This window comes from Cupriavidus sp. BIC8F, from assembly GCF_032465815.1.
In the GTDB taxonomy this organism is placed as follows: Bacteria; Pseudomonadota; Gammaproteobacteria; order Burkholderiales; family Burkholderiaceae; genus Cupriavidus; species Cupriavidus necator.
Genome location: NZ_CP136098.1, coordinates 140,960 through 157,555 on the forward strand (window position 1 = coordinate 140,960; position 16,596 = coordinate 157,555).

14 protein-coding genes and 1 pseudogene are annotated in these 16,596 nt (G+C 59.5%); 5 read left to right on the forward strand and 10 right to left on the reverse strand.

The features are described from left to right. Positions 1-7: 7 nt before the first annotated feature. Genes RS901_RS38570 through RS901_RS38595 form a run of 6 tightly spaced genes read right to left on the reverse strand, consistent with a single transcriptional unit; the run spans position 8 to position 5,209 of the window. On the reverse strand, positions 8-1,759 hold the full coding sequence (locus RS901_RS38570) for a PilN family type IVB pilus formation outer membrane protein (RefSeq protein ID WP_316157899.1): 1,752 nt from the start codon (positions 1,757-1,759) through the stop codon (positions 8-10). Beyond that, positions 1,756-2,565: a toxin co-regulated pilus biosynthesis Q family protein gene (locus tag RS901_RS38575; RefSeq protein WP_316157900.1), complete on the reverse strand. Its 810-nt coding sequence runs from the start codon at positions 2,563-2,565 to the stop codon at positions 1,756-1,758. Before RS901_RS38575 ends, RS901_RS38570 begins: the two co-directional genes overlap by 4 nt. A 14-nt stretch (positions 2,566-2,579) precedes the next feature. After that, on the reverse strand, positions 2,580-2,849 hold the full coding sequence (gene icmT, locus RS901_RS38580; RefSeq protein ID WP_133098652.1) for an IcmT/TraK family protein: 270 nt from the start codon (positions 2,847-2,849) through the stop codon (positions 2,580-2,582). After that, entirely contained in the window at positions 2,846-3,964 is a 1,119-nt protein-coding gene (locus RS901_RS38585; protein ID WP_316157901.1) for a type IV pilus twitching motility protein PilT, read from the reverse strand. Before RS901_RS38585 ends, icmT begins: the two co-directional genes overlap by 4 nt. Continuing rightward, on the reverse strand, positions 3,961-4,746 hold the full coding sequence (locus RS901_RS38590) for a type IV secretory system conjugative DNA transfer family protein (RefSeq protein ID WP_316157902.1): 786 nt from the start codon (positions 4,744-4,746) through the stop codon (positions 3,961-3,963). The genes RS901_RS38585 and RS901_RS38590 overlap by 4 nt, the downstream gene beginning before the upstream one ends. Positions 4,747-4,759: 13 nt before the next feature. After that, a complete protein-coding gene (locus tag RS901_RS38595) occupies positions 4,760-5,209 on the reverse strand; it encodes a DotD/TraH family lipoprotein (protein ID WP_133098573.1) in 450 nt (149 codons plus the stop codon). A gap of 535 nt (positions 5,210-5,744) precedes the next feature. Between RS901_RS38595 and RS901_RS38600 the strand changes: the two genes are divergently transcribed. The 4 genes from RS901_RS38600 (at position 5,745) to RS901_RS38615 (ending at position 10,710) form a co-directional block, all read left to right on the forward strand. After that, complete coding sequence (locus RS901_RS38600) at positions 5,745-7,043, forward strand: replication initiation protein (protein ID WP_316157903.1); 1,299 nt, start codon at positions 5,745-5,747, stop codon at positions 7,041-7,043. 96 nt (positions 7,044-7,139) lie between these two features. Continuing rightward, complete coding sequence (locus RS901_RS38605; RefSeq protein ID WP_316157904.1) at positions 7,140-8,294, forward strand: ParA family protein; 1,155 nt, start codon at positions 7,140-7,142, stop codon at positions 8,292-8,294. An 8-nt stretch (positions 8,295-8,302) separates the two neighbouring features. Beyond that, positions 8,303-9,304, forward strand: coding sequence for a ParB/RepB/Spo0J family partition protein (locus tag RS901_RS38610; protein ID WP_316157905.1), 1,002 nt, complete (start codon positions 8,303-8,305; stop codon positions 9,302-9,304). A 164-nt stretch (positions 9,305-9,468) separates the two neighbouring features. After that, complete coding sequence (locus tag RS901_RS38615; protein WP_316157906.1) at positions 9,469-10,710, forward strand: hypothetical protein; 1,242 nt, start codon at positions 9,469-9,471, stop codon at positions 10,708-10,710. Between the two features lie 573 nt (positions 10,711-11,283). Here RS901_RS38615 and RS901_RS38620 read toward each other — a convergent pair. From RS901_RS38620 to RS901_RS38635, 4 genes and pseudogenes are all read right to left on the reverse strand, one after another. Then, entirely contained in the window at positions 11,284-11,598 is a 315-nt protein-coding gene (locus RS901_RS38620) for a hypothetical protein (RefSeq protein ID WP_316157907.1), read from the reverse strand. A 96-nt stretch (positions 11,599-11,694) separates the two neighbouring features. Next, positions 11,695-12,960: an IS256 family transposase gene (locus RS901_RS38625; protein WP_316154236.1), complete on the reverse strand. Its 1,266-nt coding sequence runs from the start codon at positions 12,958-12,960 to the stop codon at positions 11,695-11,697. A gap of 125 nt (positions 12,961-13,085) precedes the next feature. Continuing rightward, positions 13,086-13,415 (reverse strand): annotated as a pseudogene (locus RS901_RS38630) (StbB family protein); the annotation flags it as partial. Next, positions 13,416-13,877 (reverse strand): hypothetical protein, encoded by a 462-nt coding sequence (locus tag RS901_RS38635; protein ID WP_207951321.1) that lies wholly within the window; start codon positions 13,875-13,877, stop codon positions 13,416-13,418. 1,324 nt (positions 13,878-15,201) lie between these two features. Between RS901_RS38635 and RS901_RS38640 the strand changes: the two genes are divergently transcribed. After that, complete coding sequence (locus RS901_RS38640) at positions 15,202-16,128, forward strand: site-specific integrase (protein WP_316157908.1); 927 nt, start codon at positions 15,202-15,204, stop codon at positions 16,126-16,128. The last annotated feature ends 468 nt before the right edge of the window (positions 16,129-16,596 follow it).

The following is a 16,596-nucleotide window of genomic DNA, read 5'->3' on the forward strand; positions in this document are numbered from 1 at the left end:
GTCTGCCTTAGATTGCGCCTTCGGACAGGACAGGCGTCACCAGGATGACCACGGCTTCGCGATTGGAAGTGCCGTTGATCGACCCACCCAGTCCAATAGGTGCTCCCGACGTCAGCGTGCGCTTGTCGTATTGGCCTGCGGAGCGCTCATAGCCGGAAAGCACCAGTGTCTCACCCGGGCGGATTGCGACCTTTTGCAGGAAGTCCGTTGAGGAGATCTCCGGTGCCTGGATCTTCTGGTCGCCAGACGGCACGTCCACCAGCGCCGTGAGATCGGAAATGCCGAGGCCAAATTGCAGCAGAATGCTATTGCTGTCGAGGACGGTCGGCAAAAGATTCAGCAGGAAGCCGGTTGTCACCGTACCAGGTTCCAAGCCAGGCGTACCACCGGCACTGCCGCTGGCACCAGCCGGCGCAGGCGTGACCTTCGCAAGATAGGTAGTCTGGTTCGTAATCGCGACAGGAACGGGTTGTCGATTCAGCGTCATCGCGTTCGCGGTCGTGACCACGCTCACCCGACCGAAGCTCGACAGTGCCTTAAAGAACGCCTTCGAGCCGCCCCATCGCGCCTGCGAAGCCGACATCGCCCCATTGGTCGGCGCGAGAATCGATACGCCGAGGTTGGCTGCGTTGTTACTGACAAGCGATGCCGGCGAAGAGAAACGCAAGGACCACGGCACCAGATTGGACACTTGATTGAACACCAGATCCCAGTCGACACCGAATTCCTGGCCGTTGTTCAGCTTGACCGACAGGACTTCCACGCGCATTGCAATCTGGCGCGTGTTGGCGGCATTCTCGTGATCGACAATCTTCGCCACCTGGTCGACAACATCTCGCGTATCCGTGACCGTGATGGTGCCCGAGGCCTGCGAGATCGCGTACTTGCCTGCGGGGGAGATCACCGACTTGATCGCGTCCTCAACCGACTCCCAAAGGCTGAACTTTGAGTTCATCTCGATGTTGGTCTGCGAGTTGTAGCCGGCGCTCGACTGGGAGTTTGTCGACCCCACAGCGCCAGCTTGCGTCTGGCCTTGCTTGCCGATGGACGACTTGAATGTCGAATCACCCGGGATCGCTTTGAGGGTGAAGATCTTCGTCACCAGGCGATGCAGCGAAATCACGCCCTCGCGATACTCCCAGGAGATCCCAGCGCGAGCGGAAAGAAGATCCAGGAAGCCACTGACGGTGCCCTCGTAGTTCATCTCATACTCTGCAAGACCCGCGTTGAATGCCCCGTTTGCCGACAGGCCTGTCGCCAGCAACGATGATTGCGTACCCATCGTTTGAGGCGCGGGGAGCGGTGGCAGGATAGAACCGCTGCTTGCAGTCGTCGTCGGCGCTGCTTGGCGTGCAGCCTGCGTGATGGCACTACCCCCGGTCACAAATGCCGTTGACGGCAGTAGGACGTCTGGCTTTACGCGGACGGGAATCCCAGTCACCTGCGTCACTCGCTGCGCGACGGTCTCAATCCCCACCTTGCCCGGAAACTTGAACGCGTAGCGCTTGCGAAATACCTCCGGCAGCGTCAGGTCGGCCTGCAGAGGCAGCGCCTTGCCGCCGAGCCATGCCCCACTGCTTTTCTGCACCAACGGCACGTTGCTGGTCGCCGACTGAGTCAGGACCTTGTTGCTGTAGTCGGTAACGGCATCCCGGTTTGCCAAGTATTGGCCGTCGACGCTCTGCTGCAATGTTCCGCAAGCCGCGAGAAAGAGCGGGGAAGCAGCAAAGAGCTTGCGCGCGGTATGGTTGATGTTCACTTTTCGCATTCCTTCTTGTCGCCGTAGTGGAGGACCCGGACCACTCGATTGCCTTCGTACATGCAGCCCAGCAGCGGGAATTCGCTTGTCCGCAGCGATGCGGTGAACTGCTCAACAGCGTTTTCAAACGTTCCGCCGAATGCAGCCTCGAGCTGCACCGGGAAGTCGTATTTCACTTCCCATGAGACTTGCCACCCGGCGTCCCTGGCCCAGCGCATCAGCGACTGCCTGAGCGTGAGGTCGCTTGCGCGCACTTCCCAACGCGCCGCCACCGCCTGTGCGCTTGGAACGTCAGCCCCCTCGCCGCTTGCGTCACGCACCTTCCGCATGCCGAAGGTGATAGTCGAGTTCGTCCAGTCAATCGTGGCGACCACGCCAGGCAGTTGCGAAACCACCTCTCCCATGACAACCGGCCAGGGCTTTCCGCCAGCCCAGCTAACAGGCACTGTCCGGTTCACGTCCGCGTAATCAGCATGAAACGCGGTGGGCAGGACAGCCGGAACTACATCGCCGAGCGCCATGGCGGAGCCCTTGCCACGCGCCTCTTTGATATCGGCTGGCCGCGAGCCGATTTCGACAAGACGACCAGCGATAGCGCGACTCGCATCGGAAAGTTGCTTTCCGTCGCGGGGACCAGCTTGGAGCTGCTTGGCCTCCACCGGCTTATCCTCCAGCACTGGCGCCTGCGAAGGCGCAGCGGGTGCCTGCGCTGCGGGCGCAGATTCGTTGATAAAGCCGGCCATGGCCTCGCCGCCGCAAAGCAGACTGCTCACGATCAGCGCTGACACCAGGTTCTTCTTTTCCATTGCTCTGGGATCCCTCAATCAAAGAAGCGGCGGTGTACCCACCACCCGCGAGAAGGCACGCTCTTGCCGCGCAGCCAGTGCCGTACCGCCCTCAGGAACACAGGCAGCGTATAGCCCCGCGTCTCCATGAGGCGGAACATCACAATGACTGCGAAGGCAACGCCGAACGTCCACGTACGCATGTGAAACAGCGCGAAGACGAGCGGGAAGAATGCCCGCGCATCCACTGAGGCGATGCGAGGCGTGCGCGCAGCATCGCGCCAGATTGATTTTCTGCCGCTCATGCGCTTGCCTCCCCGGCGTAGCGCTTGTAGGCCTTCACGTCAATGCGCCCTGCTTCCAACAACACCTTCAGTCCATCGCTCATGCTTTGTTTCCGCTCAGCGACCTGGCGGCGCAGGAAGCTGCCCCAGGTCGTGTAGTCCATTTCGCCCATCTCGGCTCGAATCGCATCATTGAAGTACAGCCATTCGCGGACAGCTACGCGGTCTCCATCGAGAGTCGGCACCAGAATCTGCACGACAACGAGACGAATGGACCCGAGCAGCTTGGAGGCCACCGCCGAATGCTGCGCAGGCGGGAAGACTTGAATGGCGCGGCTGATAGTCTCGGCACAGCTGTCTGTATGCATGGTCCCGTATGCACCGTGCCCGGTCAGCGCGGCCTCAACGAGCGTGCCGATTGTTTCGGCATCGCGAGCCTCGCCAATTCCGATGATCGTCGGCTTGCACCGCATGGCATTGCGGATACCCGCAGGAAAGTCGGGGATGTGTCGCCCGATTTGCATCTGCCGAATGCGCGGGCCATTGTTCTTGACCTTCGTATAGAGGAATTCGATTGGATCCTCATAAAGGAGGATCTTCGCGTTGCCCATATGCTCCGAGCAGTGCGCATAGAACGCGGACATCAGCGTCGTTTTGCCCGAGCCGGTAGGTCCGCAGATCAATACGAGTCCGCGTGGCTGGAACAGGTTCTCTTCAATGCCCGCGGGCAAGCCCAACGATTCCAGTGCGACCGGGGTTTCGGGTATCGAACGCATGGTCACGGAAATACCGTCATCGGCATCCCCGATCTGTCCACTGGCAATGTTCACGCGATAGCGGAAGTTCTCGCGTGCGATGGTGAAGCGATACGGTCGGTCCGCATCACGCCCGCCGCGGACAACGCCAATCAGTTCAGCCCCAAAGCCCCCGCTTAGAAGCGCTTTGATTTCTTGGTCTCGTAGGGGTCGCGTGGTCGCTTTTCGTTGGCGACCTTTGATCTCGACCCACGCATAGTCGTTGGTTTGCAGAACGATGTCCGATGCGCCTCGCTCAGAGCAGTAGCTGAGGAACGACTGGCACTCGCTCTCGGAGAAGTTCGGGGCCAGATCAAAAGGCTGGATGTAGTCGAACGTCAATTCACGCCCCCTGCCGGCAACACGGTTGGTTGCCACTTCTTCGGGTCCGTAATAAAGCCCCCTGCATCCGTCATGCGCATGAGCGTATCGCCCACGCGCAGCTCGTTACGGTCGCCGCTCACAACACGGGGAGCCACGGCCACAGTTGGCTCCGAGACCATGCCGTTTTTTAGCAGATAGGAGTACCGCATGATCCCAATGAAGTCGCGGTCGAGTCTGGCGAGGTTTCGCTCCAGGATCTCGTCGGCCAGCTTCTGGCCATGGGCCCAGCCCTCGGCGACGGTCTTCTTCCAGAACGCCTTTTCGGGGCCGGTCTTGGGCAGTGCTGCGGACACAGGCATCGGTATTTCTTTGGTCAGGCGCAAGCCTACGAAGAGATAGTCGCGCCAGGACGGCGGTGTCGTGACTGGCTTGGCCTTCACGACGATCTTGTAGATGCGGTCGGCGACGCGTACCTGCTCGTCGGAGGACTGGACCGCGTCCCGCGCTTCCGTGATGACTGGGGGCAGGAGCCCATTTTTTGTGACGTACGCGGAGAAGCGATATTGCCTGTCGAGCACATAGGCGCGCTTCTCCAAGTCGGCAACCAGCACGGCGCAACGGTCGGCCAGGCCTGCCTTGGAGCCCATGGTCAGCGCTGCCTCTCGCAGCATCGCCGCGCGGACCGGCGTTACTTCAATTTCAGCCGGCGCGGCGTCTGCGGAAAGCGCCGAGATCTTTTCCAGCGTCATCTGTGCCAGCGCTGCCCCACTCCCAAAAAAGAGGGCGGCAGCCAGCGGCATGAGCGCCCTTCGACTATTGCGCACGGTAATGCACTTCCAACGATTGCTGCCGGAGCACCACATCCCCTCGCCCGCCGAGCTGGACGCCGATGTTTTCGAGCACTGCGACAAAGGGAGTGTTCACGGCTTCAATCGCCACCGGGGACGGAACCCGCCGTCCTTTGATATCGAAGGTGAGGCCCTTGGCCTCCGCCATCTTTTTGATTACGTCCGGCGCGTCGCCATGCCACACAACGGTAACGAGATCACCATTGATTTCCACCTTTCCAGGCTTCTGGGCCGGCGACGTCAGCGCGCCTGCGCGTGCGATGTCGACCAACATCGCATCGATCTTTTGTGCAGACGCCGTCAGCTTGGTATCTAGCATGCGAGCCGTCTCATCGACAGGTGCTGGCTGTGCTGCACAAGCAGCCAGGCAGGCCGCAAACGGCAATGTGAGCATGTGAGGACGCTTGAACATCATGGGTAGGCTGGTCCGGAAATTTCGTATCGATCATATCATACGGAATTTTCGCATCAAACAAAAATGTGCGCCGTAGGTATGATGCGGAAGCTCGTCAGCGCACAGTCCCTGTACGCGCCACGCCGCATTCTTGGTGAGTATCAAGGCCTGGCGGCCTTGTCGATCAGAGTCCTGTTCCAAAAGGCAACAACACAGAGTCTCTACGAGCGCAGAGTGAGCTTTCACCCAGTTTGGAATGTCTGTTTGGGTTTACGTTTACGTATACAGCTTTAAAAACGTTTACGAGCCGGGAAGGCTTGTCAGAGGCGACTTAGCGGGCACCTTTCACCCAGTCTAGAATGGGGTTTCACCCCAACTGGAATCGAATCGAGGGTATATATCGCCCAGTCTGGAATGGCAGTTCACCCAATCTGGAATGTGGGGCAGATAGCTTTCACCCAATCTGGAATCATCGCGACGATACGTGTTGGGTTGTAGGCAACCTTTCGCCCTTGTTTGCCTTGTCGCATTGGGTGAAATGGTGCAACATAGGGCCATGCAAGCGACACATGACATTGGCCAGGAGCCGCGCAAGAATCACCTCAAAAAGCACGTAGCGGCCATCCATACTAGCGGCGAGTTGAGCCTGCTGGAAAGGAAGCTGTCGAACGTGCTCCTTTTGAACGCCTACGATGACTTGCCCACGGCGCGCACCCATCGAATTCCGGTCGCTGCACTGTGTGTGATCTTGGGCTGGGAGACCAGCACTAGTCAACGCAAGCTGAAGGATGCTCTCCTTCGCCTCATGTCCACCCCCATCGAATTCAACCTGATGGGAGACACCTTCAAAGAGGCGGAAGACTGGAGTGCGACGTCCATCATTTCGTATGGGCGCATTCACGGTGGCGTCTGCACATACCGTTACGACGAGGCCCTGGCGGAGAAGCTGTATGACCCAGCCATCTATGCCAAGGTGCATATCGGCGTGCAGACCCGTTTCAACGGCAGCTACGCCTTGGCTCTCTATGAGAACTGCTTGCGGTACTTGAAGGTGGGCTCGACCGGCGAATGGGATGTAGATACGTTGCGGAGGCTGCTAGGGGCGACGTCTGACCATTACAGCGACTTTGGCCGCTTGCGGCAAAAGGTCCTGACGCCAGCGATCAAAGAGATCAACCGAGTCGCAGACATCGAGCTGACGTTGCATCTGATCAAGGTGGGTCCAAAGGTGACTGCGGTACGTTTCCAGGTGGACCCGAATCGTCAGGCGTCTCTATTGCCGCCTGACGAGCTGGATGAAGTGTCTCGCTTGCGGGAATCTCCTCTGTTTGCGCGCTTGCGCAAACATGGCATCGGAGAGAAGCTGGCGCTGAGTTTTATTGCCGAGGACCCGGAGCGTGCAGCCCGTATTGTCGAGCTGGCCGAAGAGAAGGATGGCAAGGGTGAAATCCGTAGCAGCACGGGAGGATTCATCCGTTCACTGATGGACAGCGGCGCCGACGTGCAGAAGCCCGTGCAGCAGCGACGGAAAGACGACGCCACGCAAAAGTCCAAGTCCCAGCGCGAAATTGAAGCACTAGCGGACCTGAGATCTGAGTTTGAACGCAGCACCAAGGCAAAGTCGGTGCAAGCCTTAACCCCTTCTGAGTTGCTGGGCCTGGCTCGCGTGTTTATCACTACCGATGCCGGGAAGCCTTACGCCAACGACTTCTCCGAAACCAAGACGGATCATTTTCCAGGCGGTGCTGCTCGTGTTGCCTTTCGCCGATGGCTACCGAGTCAAGTAGGTTTGCGTCTCGGCGACGACGCCTTTGCCGCCTGGCTGGCTGAACGAACAAAGGCAATTCATACCTAATTGGTAAAAAACACCAATTTAGGTTCAAATTAGTTTGCTTCCCATTGTCAGTGCAGGATATGATTCCTTCATCTCAAATTGATGAAGGGCTTGTCCATGGCGATTTCTATCTACGACATTGCGGAACAGGCACTGAAAGCTGCCAGCACCGTTAGAGACGTGCGCGGGCGCATGCTGGCTCCAGAGGCTCGAAAGCAGCCGCCCGTCTTCAACATGGTCCAGCTCGCCGGTCTGTGTGGAGCGGAAAAGACCGCTATCGCTTATCGATTGACTCGCAACGAGTTGCCGAGTGGCGTGGTGAACGACACTGGCCGTCGTCGGGAATTCACCTTGGCAGAGGCCCGGGAATGGGTCCGCGTCTTTCGCGCAAAGATGGCCAAGCCGAAGGGTGCGAAGGCGATGACCATCGCCGTGTGTAATTTCAAAGGCGGTGTGAGCAAGACCACGACGGCGATGACTCTCGCGCAAGGACTTAGCCTGCGGGGTCATCGCGTGCTCGTGATCGACATGGATCCACAAGGCTCGCTGACCACGCTATTTGGCATCCTGCCTGACACCGAAGTTCGCGAAGAAGACACGTTTGTGCCGCTGGCCAACGGGGACGAGGACTCGCTGGACTATGCCATCCGCTCTACCTATTGGGACGGCATTGACCTGGTACCCGCTTCCCCTACCCTTTTCACCTGCGAATTTGGTCTGCCTGCACGACAGATGAAGGACCCAGAGTTCCAGTTTTGGAATGTCCTGAACGGGGGGCTTGGCGCTGCGCGCGAGGCCTACGACGTGATTCTGATCGACACGCCGCCCGCGCTGAGCTACGGCACGGTCAATGCCTTCATGGCGGCTGATGGCTTGATCGTGCCGACGCCGCCGAATGCTTTGGATTTTGCCAGCTCTGCACAGTTCTGGACTCTTTTCAGCGACCTGGCGCTGAACCTAACTCAGACTACGGGCGTGGATAAGACCTTCGAGTTCATTCACGTACTGCTCGCGCGAGTGGACCACAACGATGCCGCGGCCAGCGTGGTGCGCCAGTGGATCTCCGCGACCTACGCAGAGAAGGTTTTGCCGGTGGAGATCCCGAAGACGACGGTCACTTCCAACTCCTCCGCGGAGTTCGGTACGGTTTATGACGTGTCGCGCTATGACGGTAGCGCAAGCACCTATCGGCGGGCCCGCGAGGCCTATGACCGAGTCACAGAATTGGTCGAGCAATCCATCCAGGCCTATTGGGCCAAGACCGCTCAGTAAGGAGGCACATGTCGATCAAGGATCGTTTGCTGGCCAAGTCCGGCGATATTGGCGTGGCGCGGCCTGCGTCCGAAGAGCCGCAGTCCAGAGAGCGGGATAGTGCGCCGAAGACAGGGCCGGGGCAGATGCTTGCGTTCCGGCAACAGATGCTGGAACACACCAAGCAGGTCGAGTCGCTGAAAAGCGAGCTTGAGAAGTTTGACGGTGCTCAGGCAACTCGCAAACTGGACCCTAAACTCGTGCATCGCTCACGCTGGGCCAACCGGCATGACGATAGCTATACAGATCCGGAGTTCCTGGACCTGGAAGAGCGCATTAAGAGCACCAAGGGCAACGTTGTGGCTATCAAGGTGCGACCCCGTGAAGACGGTGAGTTTGAACTAGTCTTTGGAAGCCGCCGTCATCACGCCTGCTTGATCAACAACTTTCCTGTGTTGGCTCAGATTGACGAGGAGCTGTCCGAACGCGACGTGTTCCTGCAGATGGAGCATGAAAATCGGGACCGCAAGAACCCAAGTGCCTGGGAACAAGGCCGGTCATATCAAATGGCTCTGGACGCAGGGCTATGGCCTTCGCAGAACGCTATGGCGTCGGATATCGGGGTGAGCCAAGCGCACGTTTCCCGTTCGATTGCGGCGTTTGCCCTGCCCTCTACCTTGGTGGAGGCGTTCGATAGTCCAAACGATATCCAGTTTCCGTGGGTGAAAGACCTAACCGGCTTATCGAAGCTGGAGCCGCGCGTTCTCGCTGAGCGGTTGCGTCAAGCTAAGGAAGTCACGGAGCGCACGCCAAAGAAGGTCTTTGCTGCGCTGATGGACGACGGCCCGCGGGAGGCCGAGGCCCCCAAAGCGGCTAGGAGAAACACTGGCTTGGTATCTGTCAGCGTAAGCGGCAAGGACACGAAGGTCGTGTGCAAGAAAACTGTCCTGACCGAGGAACAGCAACAGAAATTGGCCGAACTCGTGGACGACTTCATCCAGGCTCAACTGGGCGTGAAACCGACCGCTTAACGCCGCTTATACATCATGTATAAGCGCGCGAAAGTTGGAGGGTTATACATCATGTATAAGCCGCCCTTGGCGCCTTATGCAGACTCGCAGTAGAAGCAGTGCCGGGATAGGGATTAGGCCCCCTACCCGGCACCTGACACCCCAAACCAAACCAGGAAATTGGAATGCTGACTCAATCATACCCTGCCCGAGCTGGCCGGGAGGCAAACGACTGTCATTTGCGTCCGTGGGCTTACACTGCCCTCGCCTTGCTTTCAGGCGCCGGGGGCGTGGTGGCTGCAGTAATTACCACGCGCTTTTTCGTGCTCGGCCTTGAGCGCACCGAAGCCGATGAACCAGCGCGCCAAGCGCTGATCGCCGCGGGTGCGCTAATGGTCGTCGTTGAATTGCTCGCCTTTGGCTTGGCCGCTCTCCTGCCTCGCACAGCGTTGCGCGCCGCCCGTTTCAAGCTTGTGGCGTTGGGCCTTGCCCTACTCGCTTTTGAGGCCGGCACGCTCTATGTCACCCAGGTGGCTATGGTACGCACGTCACAAGCGGCCTCGCACAGCCAAAACACGAGAATCCAAGAACTGCGCGCATCGATCGTGGCGCAGCGTGAAGCGGCAGCTGCCCTGCGCGAGACGTCTGCAAGGCAGGCGCAAAGCAGCAACGTATGGATTCGCGAGGCTGCCGCAAAGCAGGCCCGCCAGGCGCTGGATGTGGAAGCCAGTCTCGCCGGCCAAGTGACAGAGCTTGCTCGCCTCGAAGCCGCATCCGCGCCGACCTTGGCGGATACGCTGGGCGAACAAGGCATGATTGCCTATGCAGTGTGTCGGTCGTTGTTGATCGTCTTGATGGGGGTCGTTCTATTCGCTGTGGCCGGTGCACTTCTGCGTGCCCGCCGCACCGTCATCAATGCGGCTGACCCATGCGAGCCAGAAGTTGTGGCTGAACCTGCGTCACAGCCGCTTCCGACGATGCGGTCTACTGGAGGTCGGTTCGCCGCTGCACCGCTTGCCGCATTGGCCGCAGCACCGGCAGCGTTCGCCCAACCGCAGGTCACTGTACAAACGCCTGCGCCCGCCGAGCGGCCAACTGTAGCAACACCGCTGCACTCGACCGCATCAACGATGATGCAGCGGGCCGATACAGTGGCAACCGAAGCCCAGCAGACCCAGCATCGTGCAGTCGTTACGCATCGGGCTGTACAGGACTCCGGCACTGGTGAGGACGACGGCGCAAGGTTTCAGCGCGTACGCGCCGACATTCTGGCTGGCAGGCTCAAGCCTTCGCTGCGTGCTGTTTATGCCGCGCATGGGGCGACACAGGCTGTGGCGCGACGGTATCTGGCGGCACTGGAGACCAGCGGGGAAATCCAACGGGTAGGGCAGGGATACGTTCTGGCTGACGCTTCGTCAGGGACGTGATTCTGGGCCGCGGGTGAAGCCCATCTCTACTATGAGTCCTTGACATCCTTCCCCACTCAGAAAGGGTAGGGAGGATGTCAAGGACCTTCCAGGCAATCAAGGAAGGCCCGCGCAGGTAGAGTTATCTGCGCCGAACGGAGTAGACCAGAGCCTCTTGCGTTTGCGAGTCGAGCGCGTTCCAGATCTTGGTCTGAGTTGCGCTATCGAGACTGGGCCAAGCTCGCACAATGGCGCGACCGATATCAGTAGCCTGCGCTTGCTCTGGCGTCTGCATGGGCTGATGGCGACTAACCAGGGCACCCACGCTGGCCGCTACGATGACGCCTGCAATCACGGCAGCGGCCCACATTCCTCGCCTCTCCCAGCTTGCTATCGAATGTGGCGCTATCCGGTGAGAGGTAGGCCTCGAGATTGCAGCCCGTGGCGTCCCGTTAAGAGCGGTTAGCGTGGCCGTGGCCCGCTCGACCTTCTTGGCAGCGTCAGAGATTTTGTCTGCGAGTTGGTCAACGTCCTCGAAGTGCTGCGCCAGGAGGGCTTCGTGGACCTTTCGGATTTCACGCATAGCCGCGGTCTCTACTTGAACAACACCTTATAAACCGCGTCGAGATTATCGTTGGCCGAGTCTGCGAGGCGCTTGGCAAGGATCATTTGCACGCAATGTTCTTTCTCATGCTCGTCCTTGGCTTCTTTCAGCTTCGCGCGGAAATCGGTTGAGTCCGCCAGAATCTCGGAGATCGTCTTGCCCAGTGCCTTGCTTCGCTCGAAGACATCGTTCTCGAAGACGGCGGCCTCCGGCCTGACAACACATTTCTTCTCCTCACTGGCATAACCGAAGATCGCGCCAAACTCGCTATGCACATCGTCCTCGATGGCCATCTTGTTGAACACGACGCGGATCTTCTTAGCCGGCACACCAAGTGCTGACAGCGCGTCAATGGGAGATATTGTCAAATCTGGTGTACGAGGGCTGATCGTGGCCGGCTGTCAGGCGGCGAGTTTCTGCTGAACCGGCGGATTGTCATGCGCCGGAGTTCCGTCCTTGAAGGGAACGCCCTTCAAGAGCAGTTCGATGTGTTCGGCACCGTTGATGCGGCGCCAGGTTTTCTCGGCTTCCTCGATCAGCTTGAAGGCCAGGCCAAGGAAGGTCGCTCGGGACACGCAATTGCGCGTGCGCGTCGTGCGGTGACGCACGGTCGCGAAGGTTGATTCAATCGCATTGGTCGTGCGGATGTGCTGCCAGTGCTCGGCCGGGAAGTCGTAGAACGTCAGCAGGCTGTCTCGATCTTTGGTGAGCACGCCGGTGGCCTTGGGATACTTGGCGCCGTAGATCGTTACAAAGCGATCGAAGGCGGCATCGGCATCGGCCCTGGTGGCTGCCATCCAAATCGCCTGCAGATCTGCCTTGGCGCGGCCATGCTGGGATTTTGGCAAGGCGTTCAGGACATTGCCCATCTTGTGGAACCAGCAACGCTGGGTACGCGTGGCCGGGAACACCTCTTCCAGGGCAGCCCAGAATCCCATGGCGCCATCGCCGACCGCCGCCAGCGGGCCAGCCTGCAAGCCGCGGGATTTCAGGTCCAGCAGGACTTCCACCCACGATGCCTTCGATTCCCGATAGCCGTCACCGATCGCCACGCGCTCCTTCCTGCCGTCGGGCGTAACGCCGATGATCACCAGCAGGCATTGCCCGTCCGAGCCTTCGCTGCGCAGACCCGTATGGATGCCGTCCACCCACCAATACACATACCGCGCCGCTGACAAATCACGCTGATTCCAACTCGCATGCTCGTCTGCCCACTGCGCCTTCAATCGGCTCACCACGTTGGCCGATAGCCCTTTGGCATCCTCGCCCAGCAGCACCGACAGCGCCTCGCTCATGTCGCCTGTCGAGACTCCCTTCAGGTACAGCCAGGGCAGCGCCGCACTCACCCGCGGCGACTTCCTCACATACGGCGGCACGATCGCCGAGTTGAACTTCACGCCGGAACCGGACCGGTCGCGCACCTTGGGCACCTTCACGGCAATCGGTCCGGCGCCCGTCAGCACCTCCCGCTCCGGGAGGTAGCCATTGCGAACCACGGCGCGCTGCCCGCTCAACGTCTTGACGTTACTGAACTGCTCAAGCAGCTCTGCCAGTTCCACTTCGATCGCCTCCTGGATGACCCGCCGGGCCCCGCGCCTGATCAACTCCTCGAGCCCAAGCCCGATTTCCGATAGACCGACTGCTTCTTTACCCTTATCCTTGCTCATGGTGGTGGACTTTTTTTGTGCTGGTTTCCGATCTCGACAATCAGATTCTCAGCGAAAAGCTCCACCGCCCTCGACTCCGCGCCTCAAATCCCCCGCCGTACACCACTTTCGACTTTAGCTCCGTCAATGGTGGCGATGGTGTCTTTCTGCTGCTTGGATTCCTTCACGACCGGCACCACAAAATAATCAAAGTCCTCGTGGGATCTGCGGTATTGCGTCATCGCGTGGATGAAGGCTTCGATGTTGGAGGCCCCAATATCGATCACGGCAACGTCGTTCGTAAGCAGATGGCCTTGCAACTCATCATACTGGCTGGCCTTGATGCTCTCGCCGCCTTCGTCCGCATTGATTGTTTCGACGGTGATCAGATCGGTGTTCAGGCGCGGGGCCAGAAGATGGCGGGCAAGGGTGGACTTACCGACGTTGCCCGAAAAATTGATAACGGCGACACGCATTTAGGACTCCTTTTTTTGTCCGAGACGTTTGGAAAGGGTGGTGCTGGTTGAGTAACGCGAGAACTTCTCTTCGCGCGATTGCTGATTGGTCAGCGCATCGCGTACTGCCTCAGTGGCCGTATCGGCTGCTGCTTCGCGAGCAACGGGCTCACTTGTAAATGTGCCTTGGGGCTGTGAGGCCATGGGCAGGGTAGGGGGCGTCTGCGCGGCGGGTGTGGGCTGCACTCGGGTCTCCTTACCCCTCTGCTTACGGATTCGGTACAACGCGCTCTCCAAGCTCTTGAGGGTCATCCTGAAACCCTGTCCGTTCAAAGCATCCAGGATTGCCTGGCGCTTCACGCCAGCGCTGAGAGCTGCCTCTACCTCCTCGAACACGTCGCGCAAGCGTGCAGTATCGGAGCGCCCTTTGTCGTCTCTTGCCAATGCGCGCAGCGCGCCTGCCACGCTGCTTTTCTCCATCATTGAACCCCTCAAAAAGTGCGTATCGATGCAATTATACGTATATACCCCGGCGATGCAGTGCGACCACGGTGTCATTGCGAGTGTCATGCATTGTGGGCGCAGTGCCCGAGCAGTGAACACGCAGTGTCGTGGAGTGAATAGGCAGTGAATGTGCGGTGTAGCGGTATCGGATTTCCCACTAGTCGCAATGCCCGGTAACAGACGACACTTCAAGCAAATCTCAGGCCCTCATCGCGAGGCAACAAATAACAAGAGCGCTGCCGGCATTTCGAGGGTGGACGCCACTAGTACGTCCGTTAAGGGCAATCGCTATCGTCTGTTACCGAGCATTTCCAAATGCTCGGTAACAGACCGTGTTGTCAGCTCGATTGCCATGGCAGCGAAGCGCCGGCCCGCAAGCCGCCGTTTGCATCTGACGAACACGGATTAGCGCAGCATTCCCTTGCTGCATGGGAGCAACATGATGGCGTTGTAGGCAGCCCGGAACGGGGGCAATCGGTCTGGGGGCGGGCAACATCCGAGGACAGCAGCAGGCACAGCAACAGGGCCAGGATTGGGCGCACTCTCCTTGCGAGTTCACACGTTGAGTGAAGCGCGTGCGTTTAGCCTTCGGCTCAAGGCTCGACACCATGCTGCTCCGCCATCCAGGTCACGCCGAAGCCGGTTGCAACCTCCACCTGAACCCACTGTGCCGAAAACACGACATTCGATTCCGCCCGCACAAGGTATCTGCTAGGATTCCGACACCGAACGCCTGTTACACGACGCAGCGAGCGCTCGTGTAACGCGGCTATGTGCAAACATAGCCGCCGCCGATACCAATCCGAGTAACGGAATCTTCCAGAATCGCAACCCGCATCGGCAGGCAACGGCAAAAACAGCAACCCACCAGGCAGTGACCGACGCTCAGTGACCAGCCGCCACGGCAGCATACGCGCAATGGCCAGCACCCAATCCGGACGACTCCGGCAGGGTTGAAGGCGAGCAGCGTGGCCACGCCGGGTGGCAACCGAGCGGGACGACCTCGCAGGCCGGTATCACCGGGCAGTAGTCAGCCGAGCGCGGGAAGCAAAAGGTCTGGCACCGACCAAAATAGGCTTCAGGCCGCGGTGCTCGCGGGCCATCTCGAGGAAGCAGGGTCCGGACCCGGGCGGAAGCGGGATGGCAGCAATCGACAAGACCGAATGCAACCAGATCAGAAATCAGCCCGCGGTAGCCAACGGACGGTCGAGGACAAGAAGGCGAATACGCCTAGAGAGAGCAGGGGCGGCGAGGCCAAGTCAGCCGCACCGGAACCAACCGCAACCAGAGAAGTGCGAGGCACATGAATCCGAACAGAGCACGCGAGCAATCCCGGACATCGTCAACGGTCGAGAGCTACCTCCGGCGAGCGAACGGCTTGATGAATCGCTTGGCGAAAGAGATGGCGCTGCCTGACGACGCATATCCGCCGCCTGACGCGGTCGTAGCCTTCATGAAGCGGAACGCGTCCCAATGGAAGTGGTCGACGTTCCGGCAGTACCAGGCCAGTCTGGTCTGCCGCTACGAAATCGAGGCCGAAAGGACTGGCAACGCACTATTCACGCAGACTGCGGAAGAGATCCGGAGACTTCCTTATGGTGACTGCGTGCCACCGAAAGCTGTCGGCCAGACTTCCTCCCGTAAGCGCAAGGGCATCCGGAAAGCCGACTACGACCTGCTTGTCGCCAACCTCTCGAACCCTACCCGGAACGGTCGCTACGCCAAGCGCGCAAGTCTATGGTTGATGGCGGCGGTCGCGACCGGCTTGCGCCCACGCGAGTGGGAGTACGCCGAGCTGGACGAGACGACCGGCTTACTGCATGCGCGTAACGCCAAGGCCACAAATGGACGGGGAACCGGCCCGACGCGATCTGTCCCTGTTGCGCCCGAAGATATAGGCGTCGTGCGCGCGCATATCGCCTCCGTCCGCGAAATGCTGGCACAAGGAAGGTCCTTCACCGAAATCCATGAAAACTGCGCGGTCGCAGTCAATCGAGCTTGCAAAGCGCTCTGGGGGAACGACCCCACTAAGCGCTATGCGCTGTATTCAGCTCGTCACCAGTTCAGTGCGAACGCCAAGGCCGTGCACGATCACCAGGAAGTTGCCCGCCTGCTCGGGCATGCATCCACGCGGACGGCCAGAACGCACTACGCGCCCAAGCGTTCGGCCTGGCCGAAGTACCGCGACCAGAGTAAGCCGACACCGACCCCAAAGCCAGAAGGCGCATAACCGCTTGATAGCGGTCCGCAGGGGCTTCTGCTCCTACTGAGTGGGTTGTCTCCAACCCATTGTTTTGCAAGGAGAAATTTTCCTCCCCCGTTCGTATCTGCCGGTTTTGTGTAGCAAAAGACAATGCCGATAATTATTGCCCACTTCAGGCACTGCTCCTGAGCTTTACCCCGCTAGGCCCAGAAGGGCAGCGCACGTTCGCGAAGATGGCCACCGGCCAAATTGGGCCCAGGCCGCGACCCCGACTCGCGAGTGCGAGCCCAGGCCTGGCCCCTTGCGGTGAAGCCCACCTTTGCGGCAAGGCCGCATCTGGGTGCCCCAACTTGATGCCATCCCCCGCAAGTGGGGTGTCCAGAAGTTGTCACATCCGCCGTTTAATAAGAAATAACATCAGATAAAAGCAACGCGAAGATCACACGTCTCGCGAAGCAAAAACGATCTGTTCACGTCTCAAAAGAGTCTAAAGGA